This is a genomic window from Mycobacterium decipiens (assembly GCF_963853665.1).
Classification (GTDB): domain Bacteria; phylum Actinomycetota; class Actinomycetes; order Mycobacteriales; family Mycobacteriaceae; genus Mycobacterium; species Mycobacterium decipiens.
Map to the genome: position 1 here is coordinate 4,402,721 of NZ_OY970459.1, position 20,092 is coordinate 4,422,812.

Below are 20,092 nucleotides of genomic sequence, written 5' to 3' on the forward strand. Positions count from 1 at the left end.
CTGTCGCGTTGCGGCCTTGACCACGACATTACCGCCATGCTAAGCAGATGCTCAGCACACTGTCGGATTCGCGCCAGCCCTCGCCGTCCACGCGCCATTCAGCCACCCTTCGGCACGGGCAGCTCCCGGAGGCATGCACGACATGACCACGTTCGATTACATCGACTTCTTCACCGATCCGTCCTTGGTGCCCGACCCGCACCCCTACTTCGATTACCTACGTAACCAAAATCCGGTTCTCCGGCTGCCGCACTACGGGGTCGTCGCCGTCACCGGCTACGAAGAAGCCACCGCGGTTTACCGGGACACCGACTCCTTCTCGAACTGCGTCGCACTGGGCGGACCATTCCCGCCGCTACCGTTTGTGCCCGAAGGCGATGACATCAACCACCAGATCGAAGCCCACCGCCAGCGATTCCCGATGTTCGAGCACATGGTCACCATGGACCCCCCGGCGCACTCTCGGGCGAGATCGATTCTGAGCCGGCTGTTAACGCCAAGCCGACTCAAGCAGAACGAGGAGTTCATGTGGCATCTCGCCGACCGCCAGCTCGACGAGTTCCTGACCAACGGTGCGTGTGAGTTCATCAGCGAATACGCCAAACCCTTCGCCACTTTGGTGATCGCCGATCTGCTGGGCGTCCCCGAGAAGGACCGCAACGACTTCCGCGTCGTGCTCGGCGCCGATCGCCCCGGGCGGGTCGGCGCACTGGACCACGAATCGGTAGGCGTCAACCCGTTGCAGTGGCTCGACGACAAATTCTGCTCCTACATCGACGACCGGCGCCGCGGCCCTCGCGAAGACGTGCTGACCGCCCTGGCGACCGCGAAATACCCGGACGGCTCCACACCCGAGGTCATCGAGGTGGTCCGCTCGGCCACCTTCTTGTTCGCGGCCGGCCAGGAAACCACGGCCAAGCTACTGACCGCCGCCATGCGGGTCCTCGGCGACCGGCCCGATCTGCAGCAAAAGCTGCGTGACGATCGCAGCCTGATCCCGAACTTCATCGAAGAATCGTTGCGGATGGACAGTCCGGTGAAGAGCGACTCTCGGCTGGCCCGCAAGCGAGCCACATTGGGCGGCCTCGACATACCCGCCGGCACCGTGGTGATGGTGCTACCGGGTGCGGCCAACCGTGATCCGCGTCGGTTCGAGAATCCGCACGAGTTTCGCCTCGACCGCCCAAACGTCCGTGAGCACATGGCATTTGCCCGCGGAGTGCATTCCTGCCCAGGCGGACCGCTCGCCCGGGTAGAGGGTCGAGTTTCCCTCGAACGCATCCTGGATCGCATGGCCGATATCGGTATCAACGAGGTCAAGCACGGCCCGACGCACGACCGCCGATACATCTATGAGCCGACCTACATACTGCGTGGCCTGAGCGAGCTCCACATCACGTTCACGCCGACGGGATTAGCGAACTACCCGATCGCCATGCCGACAAAGTAGCAGGCAAGCAGGCTCACGCCGACCAGCATGACCCAGGCGTCCGTCAGGCGGCAGAGCAGGGCCGGAGCCTGTCTGATTTCCATGAATTCCCGAAAGATAATGCGCACCTTGATGACTGCGATCACGATCACGCCCGACGTGACCACGGTACTGGATCGCAGCGATCGGTCGGCGGCGTGGTCAATCCAGAGATAGCCGAGCGTTAACGACGCCAACACCAGATAGACGACCAGCAGCCTTTTGTTGAATTCGATGTTCGATCACCTCGCTACATAGAGCAACGCAAAAATAAGCACCCAGAGAAAGTCGACGGTATGCCAGTAGGTAGCACATGTTTCGACGAGCTCCTGCGATCCCTGCGATCTCGGAGCCGGACTCCTGAGCTGGTGTACGGCAACACCGAGCACCACGACGCCGATGAGCAGGTGCACGAAGTGGATCCCGGTGAGAAAGAAGTAGTAGGTAAAGAAGTCGTTGCTGGTAAAGCTGTTGCCCAGGCGGGCCTGCTCGACCCATTCGAACACCTTTGAACCCCCGAACACCAGACCGAAGCACGCGGTTAGAAACACGTCCCTGAGCGCGGGGCGATATGCACCGGCACGAGCCGACTGCACGCATCGCGCCATCGACCAGGAACTCACCAGCAAGACAAGGGTGTTGAGCACCCCGATGCGTAGGTCCAGTTGCGTCTGCGCTTGCAGGAAGAGTGCGGGACTTTGGGCTCGGTAGAACAGATAGAAGCCGAAATACCCAGTGAAGACCAGCGTTTCAAAGAAGACGAATGCCCACATGTCCGGCTGCCCGGGCACGAACTTGGCAGGCGCGGCGGTGCCAAGGTGCGTCATCGCGCCGCCTCCGCCGGTTCAGGTCGATCGTGCTGCCCCGTCGGGGCTAGATCGGGCAGAGGCCCATCGCGATAATCCTCGCGCTGGATCATCTTCCTCAGCAGAAGAATGAAAACGCCTGTGTAGATGCCGAATATCACCATGTTTAGCCACCACGCGATCTGGCCATTCCACGCCAGGACGCCCCGTCGAAAGATCCAGGCGGGTGACACCACTATCTCGGTAAGTGCGTTGCAGAGGTTCAGGTACCCGAACCACTTGGGGAATACCCGATTCTTGTCAATGAGAATCGCGAGCATCCACACCAGCGAGCCGATCAGAAAGACGCCCATGGTTCCCACGAACGACAAAAAGGCCAAATCGTAGAGCCAACTGATCAGCTCGGGATCGCGTTCGGGGCGAAGGGCTCCGGCGGTTAGCGCGATACACATCAGCAACATTCCGGGTACCGCACTCAGTGCGTACAGGACGAGGTAGGAGTATCCGAATGCACGGCTGACCGACATCCGCCGCATCGAGTACGCGATGAGCGCGTTGCTCATTGTTGTCATGCCGGTGATGACAAACATGATGGCGAATCCGATGAGTATCCCAAAGTGGTTGTCGTGGAACCACTGCACTATCCGCGGTGTGTCCCACGCGGGGTTCGGCGGGGGCTGGGTGCGAGTGAGCACGAAGAACACCAGAACGAAGAGGTTGTAGAAGGCGACCAGTGTCCACCACGCCAACCACAGCTCGCGCTTGGGATTGTGTCGGCAATGCCAGGCGATCCGGAACAGCCGCGGACCCGTCGGCCGGTTGAGCGGGTGCGCCGTTTGTGTTGCCATCGTGCTCATGCGGTGACCGGCTGTTCGCCGCGTTGTCGGCACTGCGCGCGTTCCCGATAGATGGCTTGGCCGATAACGACTCCCATCACGACGATCCACGCGGCGATGGAGGCGTTCTTCAGCCAGAAGGACAACGCACCATCCCACGCCATGGGGCCAGCCAACGCGATCCCGACGAATGCCGCGGGCACCAACGTGGCCGCGACAAGAAGATTGAAGTGCCCCACCCACCGTTTGAACACCGGTCGCGACGGATCGTCGAAGTAGATCGCAAGGGCGAGAATCACGCTTTGCCCGATGAGGAATGGGACCTGACTGGTAAAGGTAATCCACGCGAGATCGTTGAGCATCTGGGTGAGCTCCGGATTCCGTTCCGGGCGAAAGGCGGCCAGCAGCCAGAACACATTGGCGATGAGAAATAGGGTGGGACCGCCGGCGACGCAGCCGAGCATGCAGTAGGAAAAGATCGGCGTCCGATGAGCCATCCGGCGGATCTGCATCACGATCAGGATCAGCACCGGGATCAGGCCCACGCAGAACCAGTTGAACAGGATCATGCTGTAGCGGACGCCCGACTGGTTTTCCCGATAGAAGGCCGCAACCCGCTGCGCCGGCATGGTGGGTGACATCGGCGGCGAAAACCCCGGGAACAGTAGGAACGCGGAGATCCAGATGATCACGACCACCGGCAAGGTCCACAACAGGATCAGCTCACCATCGGTTCGCCTCATCGCGCCCCGCGCAGCTCTCCCCCGAGGGCACCGTTCTCGCCGATGGCCGGCATCGGTGACTCCTTCCGGCTCACGCCAGGCCCTTGCCGAGGCGGGCGCGTACAGCGAAACTAGCCGATCGGCTAGTTTGGGTCAATAGCCGATCGGCTAGGCTCTCGGTGTGGCATCCATGCGGGTTGGGCGACTGGGCCGCAGCCAATTCCGGTTCATCGCGCGCAGCCGCGCGCAGACGCGCATCTTGGACGCGGCACTGCGGTTGATCGCCGATCATGGAGTTGGCGGCACCTCGTTGCAGATGATCGCCGACGCCATCGGTGTCACCAAGGCGGCCGTCTATCACCAGTTCAAAACCAAGGAGCAAATCGTCGTCGCGCTCACCGAACGCGAACTCGGCGGGCTGGAAGAGGCGCTGGAATCCGCCGAAGCGCACGACCACGCGCCCCGGGCGCGCGACGTGCTGCTGCGCAGGGTCATCGACCTGGCCATTGAGCGTCGCGGCGCGGCGGCCACCCTGCAATTTGATCCGGTTGTGGTGCGGCTACTGGCCGAGCATGAACCCTTCCAGCAGTTCATCCAGCGGCTCTACGGCGTGCTGGTTGACGACGCCACCCAGGATGCGCGGGTGTCGGCGGCGATGCTCTCCGGTGCGATCGCGGTCGGGGTAATGCACCCACTCGTCGCCGACGTCGACGACGACACCTTGCGCTCACAGCTGCTCCGCATGACGCACCGGCTCATCCAACCGGCCGAGCCAGCCACGGCGCGTGGCAAGCGCTAGGTGTCGCCGCGTGTCCAGAAAGTTCGGCCGCTTTGCGCTACGCAGGCAAGGAACAGACCATCGGGCGCTTGAGCGACGTAATTTGAGTACTTTTGACAGTCGGCGTTCTCTTCTTTAATTCCTGCCATCGGCGGTGACCGGAAGTATCGGGGCTCGTATCTGCGTGGTGAACCGCAGAACACCAAGCGTCCCCATTCCGTGACCCCGAAAACGTAATAGGTGGTGTTGTCGCACGGCGCGCCAAGAACGACGCCGGGCTGAATCCCCGGCGTGCAGCCTGGGTAGTCGCACACAGTCGGCCCTGCTGCGGCGGGCGGCGCCAGCCACACCCCGGCGCCCAGCATTGCCGCTGCCACCGTGAAGCGCACGCAATTACTTTGGCACAGCTGAGGCCCCGTGAAAAGGGCACCCCGAAAAGGCGGCGAAAGAAGGATCTCCGCTTGGCACGCAATGCACCGACCGAATAGCCGGCAGTCATCTATCCGCCTGGCGAGCCGTCTTTTGCGCGGCTTGTGCGTGAAATTGGATAATTCGGAAGCTGCCCATTGGCGTCGCCGGGCGATGATAATGTGAACCTCCTGCACGTATCCGCAGCGACCGGGGAGGTCGAATGTCGTCGCGGGAGTCCACCTCCGTGGCCGCAGCGCAGGATGCGGCCGCTCGCGCCCAAGAGCGTGCCGAGGCGGCAAGGGCGCGTGCGACCCGTCTCCGCAAGCAAGCCGAAGTGGGGGTGCCAACCGCCGGCGACGGGCCGGCCCGCATCGTCGCCAGGCTGAAGCCTGATCGCCCGGCTCCTCAACGGGCCGTTCCGGCCCGCATCGTCGCCAGGCTGAAGCCTGATCGCCCGGCTCCTCAGCGGGCCGTTCCGGCCCGCATCGTCGCCAGGCTGAAGCATCCGGGACGGAAAGCGGTGATCGTTGTCGCCGTGACCGTGTTCAGTTTGACCTCACTCGTGGTGAGCGGCCTTATGCTCTGGCAGCACCACACCATCATGAACGAACGGCAGCGCGCGCAAGAGTTCGCCGCCGCGGCCCGCCACGGCGTCGTGATCTTGATGTCGATTGACGCCAACCACGCAAAGCAAGACTTCCAACGCATCATTGACGCTTCCACGGGCCAGCTCAAGAACCAGCTGGAGGTCACTGCACTCGCCCTTGCTGAGGGCGTGGAACAGTCGAAGGTCAGCACCAAGGTCACGGTGGACGCCGTCGCTGTTATGTCGATGGCCAGGAATTCGGCAGTTGTCCTCGTTGCCGCGAAATCCGAACGCAGCAGCCCGGATTACACGAAGCAGGCCGACCCGTGGCGGATCCTTGTCCATCTCGACCGGGACGGTGACCAGCTCAAGATGTCGAAAGTCGAATTCCTACCATGACGGCCGACCAAGAGTCGTCACTGAACGACATGGGTGCACCACATGCTTGCGAGACGCGAGCACGTCGCGGCGTAGTCGCCGTTATCAGGCGCGGGGCCCGCCGGTGTGTGGCAAAGTGGCGTCCAATCCTTTTGGCGGTGTTGCTTATTGCGGCAACGGGGCTTCCCGCCAGCGTGTACTGCTTCGTGTACCGTCCGGACCAGCTGATCAATGCCACGGCGGCACAGCACGCGATCAAGGCGGCTTCCGATGGCGCGGTGGCGATCCTGTCCTACTCCCCCGACAACCTGAATCGCGATTTCGCCAACGCCAAGTCGCATCTGACGGGCGAATTTCTGGACCATTACGGCAAGTTCACCGAAAGGATCGTCGCGCCCATAGCGCAGGAGAAGCACATCGCGACGCACGCCAGCGTGGCTCGGGCCGCCCTGTCGGAGTTGCACCCGGAGTCGGCCGTGGTACTCGTATTCGTCAATCAGCGGACCGAAAGCAAAGAAAAGCCCGATCCGGTCATTACCGCCGGCAGCATCCTGGTCACGCTGAGGAAGGTGAACGGATCCTGGCTCATCTCGAAGTTCGATCCCTTGCTATGACCGCTGCGACGTTCGGCTCGAATCGGTATACCTGATCGGCCGAAGCCGGTGTTATTGTCAAAGTGACAGAATGCCGATACCGGTGCTAAATCCGCGTCCGCAAAGTCGAGTCAATACGCGTCGAGGAGCACACGATGCGTTCAGTTGGAACTATCGCTACCGTAATGTTGGTGACTGCCACGGCATTCAGCGGTCTGGGCCCCGCCTCCTCGGCACGAGCATCCAAGGATGACGTCGCGATCAACGGGACCTACCGCGCCACCTCCATCGGCCAATATGCCAAGACGCGCGAGACTTACCACGACGAGGCCACCGTCGTCAGCACCTGGACGATCCGCTCCACCTGCACCACAACGCAGGACTGCACCGGCACGGTGACCAGCGACCAAGGATGGAGCGCACCGCTATACATGCACGACGGGACCATGTGGTATGTCAAACACGAGGTGCCAAACTGGGAGCGATGTGAGGATGGCACCGCTTTCACCGGGCAGCAGACATTCACTTTCTATGCGGTGGACTCGAACGGTCTACCCCAAACCGGATCACCGACCCTGGCGGGTAAGGACAGGACGGTCGGCCCCAGCGGCGCCTGCGGCCAAAACCAGTGGCTTACCGTCGAGATGCCGTTCCGGCTCGACAAGATAGGGTGATTGGGCCCCAACCACACAACAGCCCGAATCCCCGATTGGGATTGCGGCACTAAGTGGGAAACATGTCCTGCCACGTTTTGGGCGCCGTCGACGTCACCAGGTCCGCCTGCTGGTACAGCTTCCCGTCCGGACCGACATAGCGACCGGTGTGCGGGTCGTAATGGGCGACCGCCACCGCCGGCGCTGGTTCAGATCCGTTGAGCCCAAACGCGCTTGGAGCCGCCTGCGGCTCCCCGCCAGCGACCTCGTCGGGTGCGGGCACGTCGGGCGCCGACGATGTCGGTGTCCGAAGCTCACCCGGCGATGGGACGTCGAGCGGCGCTATCGGCGGAAAATCCTCCGACCGTGTGGACATGGTGGCCGACGACGGCAGCGGCGGTGCCGCGTATCCCAGCCCCGGCGGGCCATATTCGCCCCTCGGACCCGGGGGTGTCCCCCGCGGAACCGCGCCTGGCGGCAGCGGCGTTCCCTCCACCGGGGCGTAAATTCGGTCACCGAAGGTGATCCGGTCATCCGGCGGAACACCCTGCGAGAGCAGGTTCGGATCCAGCGGGTACGGACCGAGCACATGCTGTCTCATCGCCAACGGCTGGTATGGCTTGTCGCTCTTACAGATTTCGACCGTGGGCGCGCGTTTCCCCGGGCGATCCATGCAGGGATAATTTCGCGCGCCACGAACCGAGAGCGGTGAATCCTGCGGCAGTTTGCAATATATCCCGTCGGGTGTATCGATCACGCTTGTGTCGGCCGGCGATCGCCACTGGCTGGGAGGCATGAAACCGACCGTGCAAATCGGCGGATCGTCGACCGTGATCGCGAAGTCGCCGACCGGCATACCGTCTGGGTGGTTGGTATTCCCAGACACTTGTGTGGCGCTGACAATCGGCGGCAGCAACACCAGCAGTTGCTCCAGTCCGGGATGGTATGTGACGGCAATCTGGCCGATGGTGGTGAGGTTGGCCAGCAATACCGGCAATGTTGGTTTGATTTGGGTGAGCAGTCGAGACGCTTCGTTCGCGGCATCGGGACCATTCTCCAGCAGGGTGCGCACCTTCGAGTCGTCGGCCACCAACACGTCCGAGATCCCGGCGAGGCTGCGCGCCCAGAGCCGGATGCTGTCGGTGGTGTGAGCCTGGGTGTCCAGCAGCGGGCCGGTGTCCTCGACCAGGGTTCGCGCGCGCTCGGCAACGCCGTTGAGGTCGCCGGAGAGTGTGGTAGTCGAGTCGAGCAGCGATCCAAAATCGTAGCCCGCCCCGTTGAAACCCCGGAACGCTTCGTCGAGCAGTTGGCTGAGCTTGTCCTTGGGAATGCTATCGATCAAGGCACTGACCTGATCGAGCATGGGCCCGACCGCCTGCGGGATCGCAGTCTTGCCCATCGGGATCACCGAACCGTCGCCCAGGTAGGGCGGTGAGTCGGTTCGGGGCCGCAAGTCCACATATTGTTCGCCCACCGCGGAAATGCTGCGCACCTGGGCTTGCAGGTCCGCAGGGACCCTGGCCGAGCTGGCAAGGGAAAGCGTCGCATGCACGCACACGCGGTGTTTGGGGTCGCTGCAGTGGGAGGTCAACCCCACCCCGGTGACCTTGCCGACCTCCACTCCGCGGTAGGTCACGTTGCTGAACCGGTACAGCCCGCCCGCTTCGGGAAGTTCCAAGGTGACCGTAATCCGCCCGATGCCAAGCAGAGTCGGCGCCTGGACGTAGGTAAAGACCATCACGACAATGCCGATGATCGAGGCGATCGTGAAAATGACCAGCTGGATACGGACAAATCGGGTCAGCATCTAGCCACCACCCTCCGCCGGTGGGTTCGCTGATGGTGGTGTGTCGGTTGCCGGGGCGCCCGGCGGCGTTTCAGCCGGGCCGGCGGCGGGCGCGACAGCCGCCGTAGGTGCTTGACTCGGCGGAGGACCCGGCAGCGGCACCAGCCCGGCATGAAGTGGGTCAAGGGTGTAATTCAGGTAGTAGGGGTCCCCGGGCGCCGGCGGTTCCGGCGCGTGCAGCTCTCCCCAGTGTGTCCCCAGCATCAGCCCTCGCTTGAGCCGCGGAATGGTCAAGTCCAAGTGGGCCCAGAGGTTGAAGTAGTCGCCCCTGGCGCCCCGATCGATGAGATTCTGCGGGAACGGAAATGTCAGCGAGAACGCCAGCGCCGCATCGATTTCCGGTCCGACATCGACGAGCGCTTGGATCGTGGGCTCCAGGTTCTTGAGGTTCCTGACCAAGTCGGCCTGGGTGTCCCTGATCAGCCCGGTGGCGGTGTTGCTGAATACCCGAAGTTTGTCCAGGGCGGTCGTGAGCCGTGGCCGCTCTCTGATCAGCACGTCCAGCGCGGGCGGTACCTTGCGCAGCGCCTCGGCGACGGTGTCACGCTGCCCGGCCAGCGTGCCGGCAAACCGGTTCAACTCCTGGATGGATGCGATGAGGTTGTCGCGCTGTTGGTCGAAGGTCCCCACGAACGTGTCGAGGCGAGTGATCAGATCCCGAATGGCGCCCTGGTTCCCGGACAGGGCGGCATTGAAATTGTGGATGATCTCCCCGATCTGACCCAGTCCACCTCCGTTGACCACGGCCGATACCGACGACAGGGTTTGTTCTGTCGACGGATAGGTCGATGACCGATTCAAACCGATGGTGGCACCCGGTTGCAGTCGTCCGGTTGCCGGCTGGCCGAGCGGCGGATTGAGCTCCAGATGCATCGACCCCAGCAGGCTGGTTTGCCCGACGCTGGCCACCGCGTTCGCTGGGACGACCGCATCGCGTTCTACTGAGATCTCGACGTCGGCGTACCAGCCCTTTTCGGTGCACTGCGCAGTGAGCTGAGTGCACACCGTCATCCTGCTGATACTGCCGACCACCACGTCGTTGATCAGTACTGGCGAATTCGACTCTAACGTACCGACATTCGCAACCAGCACATGGTAGATGTTCGCTCCCGACCCGCGGCCCACCGCGCCGGGCAGCGGCAGCGAGTTCAGCCCGTGGAATGCGCATCCCGTGGCGATCAGCAGGACGCAGGAGCCGACGGCAAGCAATCGCCGGAGGAGCGTCGGGCACCCGGCGGTCATGGACTCGGGCCTTCGGCTGGCAACAGCACGCCCGGTAGGCCCGGAGCGGGCGCGGGCGATTCCATCGGTGTCGTCGGCGCCGGCGGCAATGGCATCGCTGCGCCCGGTATCCGCGCCGGCGGCACCGCCCCCGGCGGTCCCACGGGATCACCCGGCAGGCCGGTATACGCGGACACAGCGGGCGGGATCTCGGGAGGCCCGGGTTTGGGACCTTCGCCGCCCGGCGCCAGGCGCGGCTCGGTATAGACGATGTTCTCCGGGCGGAACGACGGGTTCAGGAATGGGTTGATGGGAATCGGCAGATGGTTGTAGTTGAGCAGCCGCAATCCCGGGCCGATAAACAAGGAACACAGCTTGGCCGATTCGACGGCAGTAATGTTCTCGAGGCTGCCGGTCACCGAGCAGCCGGGTATTGGAACCGGAAAGATAGCACCCGAAAATACGGGATTCGCCTCGTTGATCAACCCGAACCCGCCGATGATGGTACCGGTGTCAGCGTCATAGTCGTTGTAGAAGTTCGCGAGCGCGTTCGGCGCGACGTGCAGAATGTTCTCCAGGGCCATGTGGTGATCGACGAGGTTCTGAGTGATATTGGCCAACCGCTGAATCTGCTCGGCCGCCGGGTCGCGGGTCTCGGCGATGAATCGCCGCACCTCCGAGACCACCTCGGCTAGATCCGTCAGCGCCGCGTCCAGGTCCGACCTGCTGTCGTTGACCACGCTGGTGAGCGTGGCGAGCCGATCGTTGAACTGCACGATCTGAGTGTTGCTGTCGCGCAGCGCGGTGACGAAGGTCTGCAGTCCTTTGATGATGTCGACGATGTTCCCGCTGCCGTTCGCGAGGATCCGCCCCACCCCCGACAGCTGAGCCAGCGCCTGCCGCAGCTTGTCGCCGTTGCCCTCAAGTGCGTTGGCAGCGCTGTCGATGAAGCGGGCTACCGAAGGCGTCGACACCTGACCGTTCGGACCCAGATCCGTTGCCAGCCGCATCAATTGGGTCTTAACCTCGTCCCACTCGACGGGTGCCGCCGTCCGCTCGATCGGTATCACCGCGCCGTCCGGCATGACCGGGCCACTCGTCCGGTACGCCGGGGCGAGCTGGACGTATCGGGCAGCGACCAGATTCTGGGCGACAATCACCGCTTTCGCGTCCGCCGGAATGAGCACGTCGTTGTCGACGTGCATGATCATCCTGACCTGCTTCCCCTCCGGTTTCAGGGCAGCGATGCTGCCGACCTTGACGCCCGAGACCCGCACATCGTCGCCCGGGTAGATCGCGGTGGTAGTGGCGAAGTAGGCGGTGATTGTCTTCGGGCGGAAGAACGTCTGCCGGACAACGAATGCCGTCGAAGAGAGCAATAGTCCCACCAAGATGATCCCGGTGACGATCGCAAGCCGGCTGCGCGGAACCCCCGGAATCCCCCAAGTCACTGCGATCCTCCGATCCTTCCGCCCAACGTACAGCCCGGGCACGGCGGAATGGCGTTGTACGGGAACGGGACCAACGATCGCGGTACGGTCGAAGGGAAGCCAGGACCGCGAGCAGTGTCAAAGGTCCGGAATCCCCAGAGGTAGTCCAGGAACGGCTGGAAGAGGTTCCCGATAGTAAGATTTGGGACAAACGCTTGGTAGTAGAAGCCGGCGGAGACCGCTTCGCCCAGCGTGATCTGATACTTCGCGAGAGCCGGCAGCGCCTTTCCGATGTTGTCGCGGTTCCTTTCCAGCATCGCGGCCACCGAATTCAGCCTCTCCAGCGTCGGCGCCAACTCGCTTTCGTTGTCGTTCACCAATCCCTTCAGCTGCTTGGCCACCGCCGAGGTGTTGGCCAGTAGCTCGACGATCTCCTGGCGGCGCGCCACCAATACTTCGAGCAGATCGTCGGCATTGAGGATGAGCGCATTAACTTGCTGGCTGCGTTCCGACAGGATCCCGGTGACGTCGGCGGCACTTTTCAGAAGCTGCGCCAGTGATTCGTTGCGGCTGTTGAGACTTCGTGACAACCGGGTCACCCCGTCGAAGGCCGGCCCCAATTGCGGCGCGATCTGGTCGAGCGTCGCCGAGAGCGTGTCCAGCGAATGGTTGAGCGCCGCCGTGTCGGTCTCGGAAGCGTAGGTGGTGAGATCGCCGACGGCGTCCGTCAACGAGTAGGGCGAGGACGTGCGAGAGATCGGGATGACATCCATCGAACGCATCGCCCCGCTGCCGGCCGACTCCAAGGTCAGCACCCGCTCGCCCAGCAGCGTACCGGTCCTGATGTGCGCGGCGCTATCCGTCCCCAGCGCAATGTTCGACTTGACGGTGAAGGTCACCAAGACATCGCCATTGTGCAGCGAAATATCCGATACCTTGCCGACTTTGATCCCCGACACCGTTACGGCGTTGCCGACGGCAATCCCGCCGGCTTCGGAAAACAGCGCCTGGTACCGGACCGCCGTCGCCAACGACAACAACCGGTCAGGCGAAAGTCCCACCAGGATGACCAGCACAACCAGGACAACGCCGATGAACCCGGCCCGAGTAAGGCTACGCCCGCGATACTTCAACATCAGGGTTCAGCGCACCTCCCTGCATCTGACCTAAACCAGGGGGCTACCACCGTCTGGCCATTCAGGTCCGTACCGCGCAGCCACAGACCGCAGACGTAGTACGGGATGGTGGAGCCCATGGTGCCAAGTCGCACCAGCTTGCGGTAGTTCTCCGGCGCCTTCCCCAGCGCAGCTTCGAGTTTGTCCTTGTCCTGATCGAGCAGGGGCGCCAGCCGGCTCAGCTGATCCACCGTGCCGGCCAGCGCCGGTCGCGCCTGGCCCAGCAGATCCGCCAATGAGGCGGTTCCGTTGTCCAGGGCCTCGATAGCGGCACCGATGGTGTCGCGGTCTCCCGACAGCCCGGTGACAAGGCGCTCCAGCCGATCGATCGTAGTGGAGAACTTGCCGCCGTCCTTGGACAGTGTCCTCAGCACCGCATTGAGGTTGTCGATCAGTTGCTGGACCGTTTGGTCGTTGTTGGCCAACGCATCCGAGAAGGACGACGTCTTCGACAACAACGACTGCAGCGTTGCGCCCTGTCCTTGGAAGACCTGGATGAGCGACGAGGTGAGCGCGTTGACATCCTGCGGGTTCAGGCCCTGGATAACGGGTTTCAGTCCGCCAAGCAGGAGGTCGAGGTCAAGCGCCGGTGAGGTGCGGCCGACCGGAATCTGCCCGCCCGGCGCCAGCCGTTTGGTCGATCCGGGGCCGTCGACGAGCTCCAGATAGCGATCGCCGACCAAATTGAGGTACCGAACCGCCGCTTTGGTGCCCTCAGTGAGCACAATGTTGCGGTCGGCGTCGAATTTCACCACGACCTTCTTGTCGGGTTGCAGTTCGACGCCGGTGACCGTGCCCACCCGGATACCGGCGACTCGCACCGTCTGTCCGGTCTTGAGCCGCGATACATCGGTGAACACCGCCGAGTACCCATTCGTCGCACCGGTGCGGTACTGGCCGAAGATGAAGAACAGAAACGCGGTCAGCACCAACATCACGACCGCGAAGGCCGCGAACTTGATGATCGGCCCCCGCCTCATCCGGGTTCTCCGATCTGAGCGGAGTTGCGTGGCGGGCCAGCGATCGGCCCATACAGCAACTGCTTGAGGGCGTCGGAGTTGATGAGTAGCTGCTGGTTTCCGTACTGCGTCGGGTTGGCACCGACATCCGCGACGACAAACGGTTCAATCTTGTTGAAGGGGATCTTCGGAAGGTCCAGGCACTGCGGTCCGCCCGTTGCCGCGACCTTGGGCAGGTGCGTCGGGTATCGATAGCGTTCGGCACCCCATACCAAACTCGCCGATAGCCAGATACCCGGTTCCGCCAGCGGCGGAAAATGAGTCATCGTTACGAGCCCACCGAGGCCGCAGGTCAACGCTTCGTTGTACTCGTTGGTCAGATCCGTGGTCGGCACCAGCAGATGCAGCACATCGGTGAGTGGTTTGCGGTTGGTGCGCAGCACGTCGTTGCCAATGTCGGCCAAACCGATCACGCTGATTAACAACGCATCCAGGTTTCTCTGCTCGTCGACAATCGATTGGCTGATTCGGCTCGCGTTGTCGATCGTCCTGATGAGATCCGGGGCGGCATCGGCGTAGGCGTTGGCCACCACTCGAGTGGCCGCGATGTCGTGGCTCAGTGCGTCAAGACTGGGCTGAAGCGTCGCGAGAAACGAATCCAGATCGCTCAGCGCCTGGCCGATCTTTGCGCCCCTGCCGCTGAACGCCGAGGCTATCGCGCCCAAGGTTTCGTTGAGTTTTGCGGGATCGATCTTCGCCAACACCGACGTGAGTTGCTGGAACACGGTGTTGATCTCGACTGTGACGTGTTGGTGTTTGCCGTCGATCACCTGGCCCGCGTGCAGCGGCAGCGGTGAGGGATCGGCGGGCGGCACGAACTCCACGGACTTCGCACCGAAAACCGTTGTAGACGCGATGTTTACCAGCACATTCGACGGAATGAAGTGCATCTGGGCGGGATCGATCGCAAGATGAAGCGCGGCTTCGCCGTTCGGCAGCGACTCGATCGACGCGACCTTGCCAACCTGCACGCCGCGCATCTTCACCTTGGCGTCCGGGTTCATCACCAGACCGGCACGCGGGGACAATACGGTAACCGGAACGCTTTCGGTGAATCCGCCACTGAACAACGCAATCGCGACCGCGAAGACTCCGGCAATCAGCACAATGGTCGCCAGGCCGGCCAGAGGCCGCACATAGCCGGGAGTGGGTTGGCGACGGGTGACCGCCCGCGCCTGGCCCCCACCGGTGGCTTCGGTCCTGGGCGGCCCGGCCCTTGGGCCGCCGGGCGGCGGGATCCTATGCGTCACCTGTCCCCCCTTAGCCAGCGAGGTTGAAGTTTCCGTTGGAACCGTAGATTGACAACGACACCAGCAGCGTCACCGACACCACGACAACGAGTGAGGTACGCACTGCATTGCCCACTGCTAGGCCGACACCGGACGGGCCACCGGAGGCGAAATACCCGTAGTACGTGTGGATCAGCAGGATGGTGATCGCCATCAGGACCGCCTGCAGGAAGGACCACAGCAAGTCGATCGGGTTCAGGAACGTGTCGAAGTAATGGTTGTACAAGCCGCCCGACTGCCCGAACAGCATCACTGTGACGAATTGGCTTGCCAGGAACGACAAGATGACGGCGATGCTGTAAAGCGGGGTAATCGCCATCATCCCGGCGACGATCCGGGTACTCACCAAGTATGAAATCGGTCGAATCGCCATGCTTTCCAGCGCGTCGACCTCTTCGTTGATCCGCATCGCGCCCAGCTGCGCGGTGACGCCGGCACCAAAGGTCGCCGCCAACCCGATGCCGGCTACCACCGGTGCCGAGATCCGGACATTGATGAATGCCGCCAAGAACCCGGTCAGCGCTTCGATGCCGATATTGCCCAGCGAGCTGTACCCTTGCACGGCAAGCGTGCCACCGGCCGCCAACGTCAGAAAGCCGACGATCACGACGGTGCCGCCGATCATCGCTAAAGTCCCTGCGCCCATGCTGATTTCGGCGATGAGACGAATGACCTCGCGCCGGTAATGGACAACCGCGAACGGTGCCCCGGCGAGCGCTCTGCCATAGAACAAAGTGTGGTCTCCGATTCGGCCCAGGGTGGCGACCGGCCTCTCGAGGTTCCGGGTAAGTCGCGGGTAGACGGCTCGCAGTGCCACGGCTGATCCTCGCCTACCTTGGCGTCATCTGGATGCCGATCGCGGTGACGACCACGTTGACCACGAATAGCGACATGAATGCGTACACCACGGTCTCATTCACCGCGTTGCCGACAGCCTTTGCGCCGCCACCGGTTATCGTCAAACCCCGGTAGCAGGCGACCAATCCGGCGATCAAGCCGAAAAGAGCTGCCTTGACGCAGGAGATGATTACCTCGGGCACTCCGGTCAGCAGGGTGATCCCGGCCGCGAACGCGCCCGGATTGACATCCTGGACGAACACCGAGAACGTGTAGCCACCCAGAATGCCGATGATGACCACCAAGCTATTGAGCAGCAGGGCCACCAGCCCGGACGCCAGCATGCGGGGTGTGACCAACCGCTGCACGGGGTTGATCCCCAACACCTCCATTGCGTCGATCTCTTCGCGAATCGTTCGAGAACCCAAGTCGGCACACATTGCAGTCGCGCCTGCGCCCGCGACAATCAACACGGTCACCAACGGACCGACCTGGGTGACCGCACCGAAAGCGGCACCGGCACCACTGAGATCCGCCGCGCCGAGTTCGCGCAACAGGATGTTGAGCGTAAAGCTCACCAGAACCGTAAACGGAATGGCCACCAACAACGTGGGTAACAGCGAGACACGGGCGACGAACCACGCCTGCTCGAAGAACTCTCGCGCTTGGAAGGGCCGGCGGAACGCGAATTTGATCGCTTCCGCTGACATCGCGAACAAGCCACCAACCGCCTGCATTGCCCCGGAGAAGTTCCCAACTGGTAACGACACTCCGGGTGACCAGCGGTCCCGGCTCTTATTCGCCATCCGCCTGCGCCCCGTCGGCGTCATGAAGCTGGACTATTCGCACCGACCGAGGCGAAATATGTTGCCAACTATGGCATCTCGGCTCAAGAACCGTCTCCCTCCTCACGCCAGTCCTCCGTTCCGTTGCGTGAGTTGGCGCCCCAATACGATGCCGGCCCGACCCTGCCCCCACCTCTTGGAGCGTTTGGCGATTATGACTCATGTCGCGTCCAGGCGGAACGGAAAACGCACAACCGTTATCCGACAACTCGCCGATGCGCCCCGGTGAGTTCCGACAGAAGTGGCGTCCGGCTTAAACATTGCAGGAAAGCTCCGGCCCTAAGTGACCGCGCCAGCCGTCTTGAGTTCGATGATGCGGTCCCAGTCGAGTCCGAGTTCGGCCAGGATCTCGTCGGTCTGCTCGGCGAATCCCGGCGCCGGCCCGGTCTGCGGCGCCGTGACGTCGAATTGCACCGGGTTGGAGACCAGTTCGAGTTCTCCTGCGCGCACCAAATACTCGTTTGCCCGGATCTGCGCGTCGTCGGCCGCTTGCAGGGTATCCTGCACCGGCGCCCAAGGTCCCGCGAGCGTCGCAAAGCGTTCGCTCCACTCGGCAAGCGTGCGTGTTGCGATGACTTTGGTCAAGATCTCCACAGCATCGGCGGTATTGGCGGAGATTTTTTCGGGGGTGTCAAAGCGTGGATCGTTGGCCAGCTCGGGCCGGTCGATGTGCCGGCACACATCGGCCCAGTACTTGGTCGGCTGCATCATCACCAGGGAGATGTAGCGGCCGTCGGCCGTCGGGTACACCCCCACGAGAGGGTTCACGGGTGAGCCGTGTATGCCGGGCGGCGGCGCTTGCATGAGCTGACCAAGGTGCTTGGTCAACGCCACCGTGTGACCCAGCGACCACAGGCCGCTGCCCAGCAACGACACGTCGACGACGGACGGTTCGCCGGTGCGCTCGCGTTTGAGCAACGCCGCCGCGATGCCGCCGGCGAGGTTGGTGCCGGAGATGGTGTCGCCGTAGGCCGGTCCAGGCGGATTGATCGTCCCGGCATAGCCCATCGGAGTGATGGTGGCGGCGGTTCCGGCACGACACCAGAAGGCCGTCATGTCGTAGCCACCTTTGCCGGACTCTGCGCCGCGGGGACCGAGCGCACTGCCGCGCGCGTAGATGATCGACGGGTTGACCGCTTTGATGTCGTCGATGTCGATGCCGAACTTCTGGCGCGCGTCGGGCAGGAAGCTGGTCAGAAACACGTCGGAGCGGCGGACCAGCTCGTAGAGCACTTCCCTTCCGTCGGGTACCGACATATCCAGTCCGATGCTGCGCTTGCCGCGGTTGGCGTGCTCGATGTTGGGGTTGGGGTCGCCCTCCACCCGCAGCATGCCGGTCTGCCGCAGGCCGCGCTGCGGATCGCCGGTCACCGCGTGCTCAACCTTGATCACATCGGCGCCCCATTCACCCAGCACGGCGCCCGCCGACGGGACGAACCCGTACATGGCGACTTCCAGAACGCGAATGCCTTCCAGTGGTTTCATGCGGGCATCCTCGAAACCGGGACAGCAAAGGTCTTGCGCTCCAAGAACTCCTCCATGCCGGCAACCCCCATTTCGCGGCCAACACCCGACTGCTTGAAGCCCCCGAACGGGCTATCAGCGCCGAAGTAGTTACCGCCATTGATCGAAAACGATCCGGCGCGGATCCGGCGGGCCACCGCGAGCGCCCGGTCCTGATCGCGACTGAAGACGGCCCCGGCCAGTCCATAAATGGAGTTGTTGGCGATCCGCACCGCGTCGTCGTCGTCATCGAATCCGATAACCACGAGGACCGGCCCAAAGACCTCCTCCTGGGCGATCTCGCTGTCCGGATCGACACCCGTGAGCAGGGTGGGCGCGTAAAAATAGCCGGGATCGAGTCGCTTGCCGCCGGTGACCAAGGTCGCGCCGGCCGCGACAGCCCGCGCGACCATGCCGTCAACCTTGTCTCGCTGCCGCTCGTTGATCAGTGGCCCCATGAACGTTCTCGGATCGGCCGGGTCGCCGTGCCGCACCTTGGCGAAGTTCGCCGCGATGAGCTCGACGATTTCGTCGTGGCGCGAGCGGGGCACCAGCAACCGAGAGGTGAGTGCGCACCCTTGGCCGGCGTGGGTCACCATACTGAACGCCGCGAACATGCTCGCGGCGGCGAAATCGGCGTCATCGAGCATGATCACTGCCGATTTGCCGCCCAATTCCAGGAAGACGCGCTTGACGGTCCCGCTGGCCGCGGCCATGATCCGCCGACCGACCGCGGTTGAGCCGGTAAAGGTGATCACGTCGACATCGGGGCTGGCGGTCAGCGCTTCTCCGACGGCGGGACGCGACGAACTCAGCACGTTCACCACGCCATCGGGGATGTCGGTGTGCTTGGCGATCAACTCGCCCAGCGCCAGCGTGATCAACGGCGTGTCCGGTGCGCCTTTCAGCACCACGGTGCACCCGGCGGCCAGCGCCGGGGACAGCTTGGCCAGCGCGAGCTGGTTCGGGTAGTTGTAGGCGATGATGGCCCCCACCACCCCCGCGGCCTCCCGCTCCACCCAGCGGTGATGTTGCATGCCCCGCGATTCCTTTTCGCCGAGGTCCTCGGTGAACCGATAGGTACGAAGCAGGTCGGCATAGAACCGCACGATGCCGATCGGCTCATCGAGTTGGGGGCCGTGGGTCAGCGCGCGGGTGGCGCCCACCTCGGCGATCGTCAGGTCGCGCAACTCCTCGGCGTGGTCGGCCAGCGCCCGATGCAGCTGATCGAGACAGCGGATCCGCAATTCGACATCGGTCGGCCAGGTGGTTGTGTCGAACGCACGCCGCGCCGCCGCGATCGCTACCTCGGCCTCGGTCACACCGGCATCCGGAGCGTGGCCCAGGACCACACCGGTGGCGGGATTGATCGACCGGAACGTCGTGTCGGTCGCGATGAGCCTGCCGTCGATCAACAACCGGCGGTCGGTGTGTGACGCGGCCCCGTCGCCCGCGCGAGCTGGTCGAGCCCGCCTGCTGGCTTCCGCGGTGTCCTGTGCTGGCATTGCGGCCCCCGGTCTGGAACTGGAGTGATGACGGTCACGATAATTTCATTCTCATCTTTGGCGAATCTTACATTCGGTTTCTGGGAATTCAAGAAGTTCCGGGACCAGTATCAGCTGATCGACCGGCCCCCAAATGGCCCAGACCTCGACCTTTTGACACAGGCTGGGCGTGGTTTTGCGGTTCGCTTGCG

Annotated in this window: 20 protein-coding genes; 5 read left to right on the top strand and 15 right to left on the bottom strand. The window is 63.3% G+C overall.

Going from position 1 to position 20,092, the window contains the following annotated elements:
• The first annotated feature begins 142 nt into the window (after positions 1-142).
• Positions 143-1,450, top strand: coding sequence for a cytochrome P450 (locus tag AADZ55_RS19485; RefSeq protein WP_085325830.1), 1,308 nt, complete (start codon positions 143-145; stop codon positions 1,448-1,450).
• Here the strand turns inward: AADZ55_RS19485 and AADZ55_RS19490 are convergent.
• The 4 genes from AADZ55_RS19490 to AADZ55_RS19505 are packed head-to-tail and all read right to left on the bottom strand — an operon-like array spanning position 1,423 to position 3,853.
• On the bottom strand, positions 1,423-1,704 hold the full coding sequence (locus AADZ55_RS19490; RefSeq protein ID WP_085325800.1) for a cytochrome C oxidase subunit IV family protein: 282 nt from the start codon (positions 1,702-1,704) through the stop codon (positions 1,423-1,425). The genes AADZ55_RS19485 and AADZ55_RS19490 overlap by 28 nt on opposite strands.
• 6 nt (positions 1,705-1,710) lie before the next feature.
• Positions 1,711-2,295, bottom strand: coding sequence for a cytochrome c oxidase subunit 3 family protein (locus AADZ55_RS19495; RefSeq protein ID WP_085325799.1), 585 nt, complete (start codon positions 2,293-2,295; stop codon positions 1,711-1,713).
• Entirely contained in the window at positions 2,292-3,131 is an 840-nt protein-coding gene (locus AADZ55_RS19500; RefSeq protein ID WP_085325798.1) for a hypothetical protein, read from the bottom strand. Before AADZ55_RS19500 ends, AADZ55_RS19495 begins: the two co-directional genes overlap by 4 nt.
• Positions 3,128-3,853: a hypothetical protein gene (locus AADZ55_RS19505; protein ID WP_341286229.1), complete on the bottom strand. Its 726-nt coding sequence runs from the start codon at positions 3,851-3,853 to the stop codon at positions 3,128-3,130. Before AADZ55_RS19505 ends, AADZ55_RS19500 begins: the two co-directional genes overlap by 4 nt.
• Before the next feature lie 169 nt (positions 3,854-4,022).
• Between AADZ55_RS19505 and AADZ55_RS19510 the strand changes: the two genes are divergently transcribed.
• Positions 4,023-4,631, top strand: a complete 609-nt coding sequence (locus AADZ55_RS19510; RefSeq protein ID WP_085325797.1) for a TetR/AcrR family transcriptional regulator — start codon at positions 4,023-4,025, stop codon at positions 4,629-4,631.
• On the opposite strand, the gene AADZ55_RS19515 is transcribed toward AADZ55_RS19510, so the two are convergent.
• Positions 4,628-4,975: a hypothetical protein gene (locus tag AADZ55_RS19515; protein WP_085325796.1), complete on the bottom strand. Its 348-nt coding sequence runs from the start codon at positions 4,973-4,975 to the stop codon at positions 4,628-4,630. The genes AADZ55_RS19510 and AADZ55_RS19515 overlap by 4 nt on opposite strands.
• A 266-nt stretch (positions 4,976-5,241) precedes the next feature.
• On the opposite strand from AADZ55_RS19515, the gene AADZ55_RS19520 reads away from it, so the two are divergent.
• From AADZ55_RS19520 to AADZ55_RS19530, 3 genes are all read left to right on the top strand, one after another.
• Positions 5,242-6,006, top strand: a complete 765-nt coding sequence (locus AADZ55_RS19520) for a hypothetical protein (protein ID WP_085325795.1) — start codon at positions 5,242-5,244, stop codon at positions 6,004-6,006.
• Positions 6,003-6,599 (top strand): hypothetical protein, encoded by a 597-nt coding sequence (locus AADZ55_RS19525; RefSeq protein WP_085325794.1) that lies wholly within the window; start codon positions 6,003-6,005, stop codon positions 6,597-6,599. The genes AADZ55_RS19520 and AADZ55_RS19525 overlap by 4 nt, the downstream gene beginning before the upstream one ends.
• A 134-nt stretch (positions 6,600-6,733) precedes the next feature.
• Positions 6,734-7,252 carry a hypothetical protein gene (locus AADZ55_RS19530; protein ID WP_085325793.1) on the top strand — a complete coding sequence of 173 codons (519 nt, stop codon included), beginning with the start codon at positions 6,734-6,736 and terminating at the stop codon, positions 7,250-7,252.
• A gap of 49 nt (positions 7,253-7,301) precedes the next feature.
• Here the strand turns inward: AADZ55_RS19530 and AADZ55_RS19535 are convergent, their stop codons facing one another.
• From AADZ55_RS19535 to AADZ55_RS19580, 10 genes are all read right to left on the bottom strand, one after another.
• Positions 7,302-9,038 carry an MCE family protein gene (locus AADZ55_RS19535; RefSeq protein ID WP_085325792.1) on the bottom strand — a complete coding sequence of 579 codons (1,737 nt, stop codon included), beginning with the start codon at positions 9,036-9,038 and terminating at the stop codon, positions 7,302-7,304.
• Positions 9,039-10,319, bottom strand: a complete 1,281-nt coding sequence (locus AADZ55_RS19540) for an MCE family protein (protein WP_085325791.1) — start codon at positions 10,317-10,319, stop codon at positions 9,039-9,041.
• Positions 10,316-11,749 carry an MCE family protein gene (locus AADZ55_RS19545; protein ID WP_085325790.1) on the bottom strand — a complete coding sequence of 478 codons (1,434 nt, stop codon included), beginning with the start codon at positions 11,747-11,749 and terminating at the stop codon, positions 10,316-10,318. Before AADZ55_RS19545 ends, AADZ55_RS19540 begins: the two co-directional genes overlap by 4 nt.
• The gene (locus AADZ55_RS19550; RefSeq protein ID WP_085325789.1) at positions 11,746-12,864 is read right to left on the bottom strand and encodes an MCE family protein; all 1,119 of its coding nucleotides are present in this window, start codon (positions 12,862-12,864) and stop codon (positions 11,746-11,748) included. The genes AADZ55_RS19545 and AADZ55_RS19550 overlap by 4 nt, the downstream gene beginning before the upstream one ends.
• Positions 12,864-13,883 (bottom strand): MCE family protein, encoded by a 1,020-nt coding sequence (locus AADZ55_RS19555; RefSeq protein ID WP_085325788.1) that lies wholly within the window; start codon positions 13,881-13,883, stop codon positions 12,864-12,866. Before AADZ55_RS19555 ends, AADZ55_RS19550 begins: the two co-directional genes overlap by 1 nt.
• A complete protein-coding gene (locus AADZ55_RS19560) occupies positions 13,880-15,172 on the bottom strand; it encodes an MCE family protein (protein ID WP_423202331.1) in 1,293 nt (430 codons plus the stop codon). Before AADZ55_RS19560 ends, AADZ55_RS19555 begins: the two co-directional genes overlap by 4 nt.
• Before the next feature lie 10 nt (positions 15,173-15,182).
• Positions 15,183-16,028, bottom strand: a complete 846-nt coding sequence (locus AADZ55_RS19565) for an MlaE family ABC transporter permease (RefSeq protein ID WP_085325787.1) — start codon at positions 16,026-16,028, stop codon at positions 15,183-15,185.
• A gap of 13 nt (positions 16,029-16,041) precedes the next feature.
• Positions 16,042-16,854, bottom strand: coding sequence for an MlaE family ABC transporter permease (locus AADZ55_RS19570; RefSeq protein ID WP_085325786.1), 813 nt, complete (start codon positions 16,852-16,854; stop codon positions 16,042-16,044).
• A 318-nt stretch (positions 16,855-17,172) separates the two neighbouring features.
• Positions 17,173-18,378: a CaiB/BaiF CoA transferase family protein gene (locus AADZ55_RS19575; RefSeq protein ID WP_085325785.1), complete on the bottom strand. Its 1,206-nt coding sequence runs from the start codon at positions 18,376-18,378 to the stop codon at positions 17,173-17,175.
• Positions 18,375-19,901 carry an aldehyde dehydrogenase family protein gene (locus AADZ55_RS19580; RefSeq protein ID WP_085325784.1) on the bottom strand — a complete coding sequence of 509 codons (1,527 nt, stop codon included), beginning with the start codon at positions 19,899-19,901 and terminating at the stop codon, positions 18,375-18,377. The genes AADZ55_RS19575 and AADZ55_RS19580 overlap by 4 nt, the downstream gene beginning before the upstream one ends.
• Between the last annotated feature and the right edge of the window lie 191 nt (positions 19,902-20,092).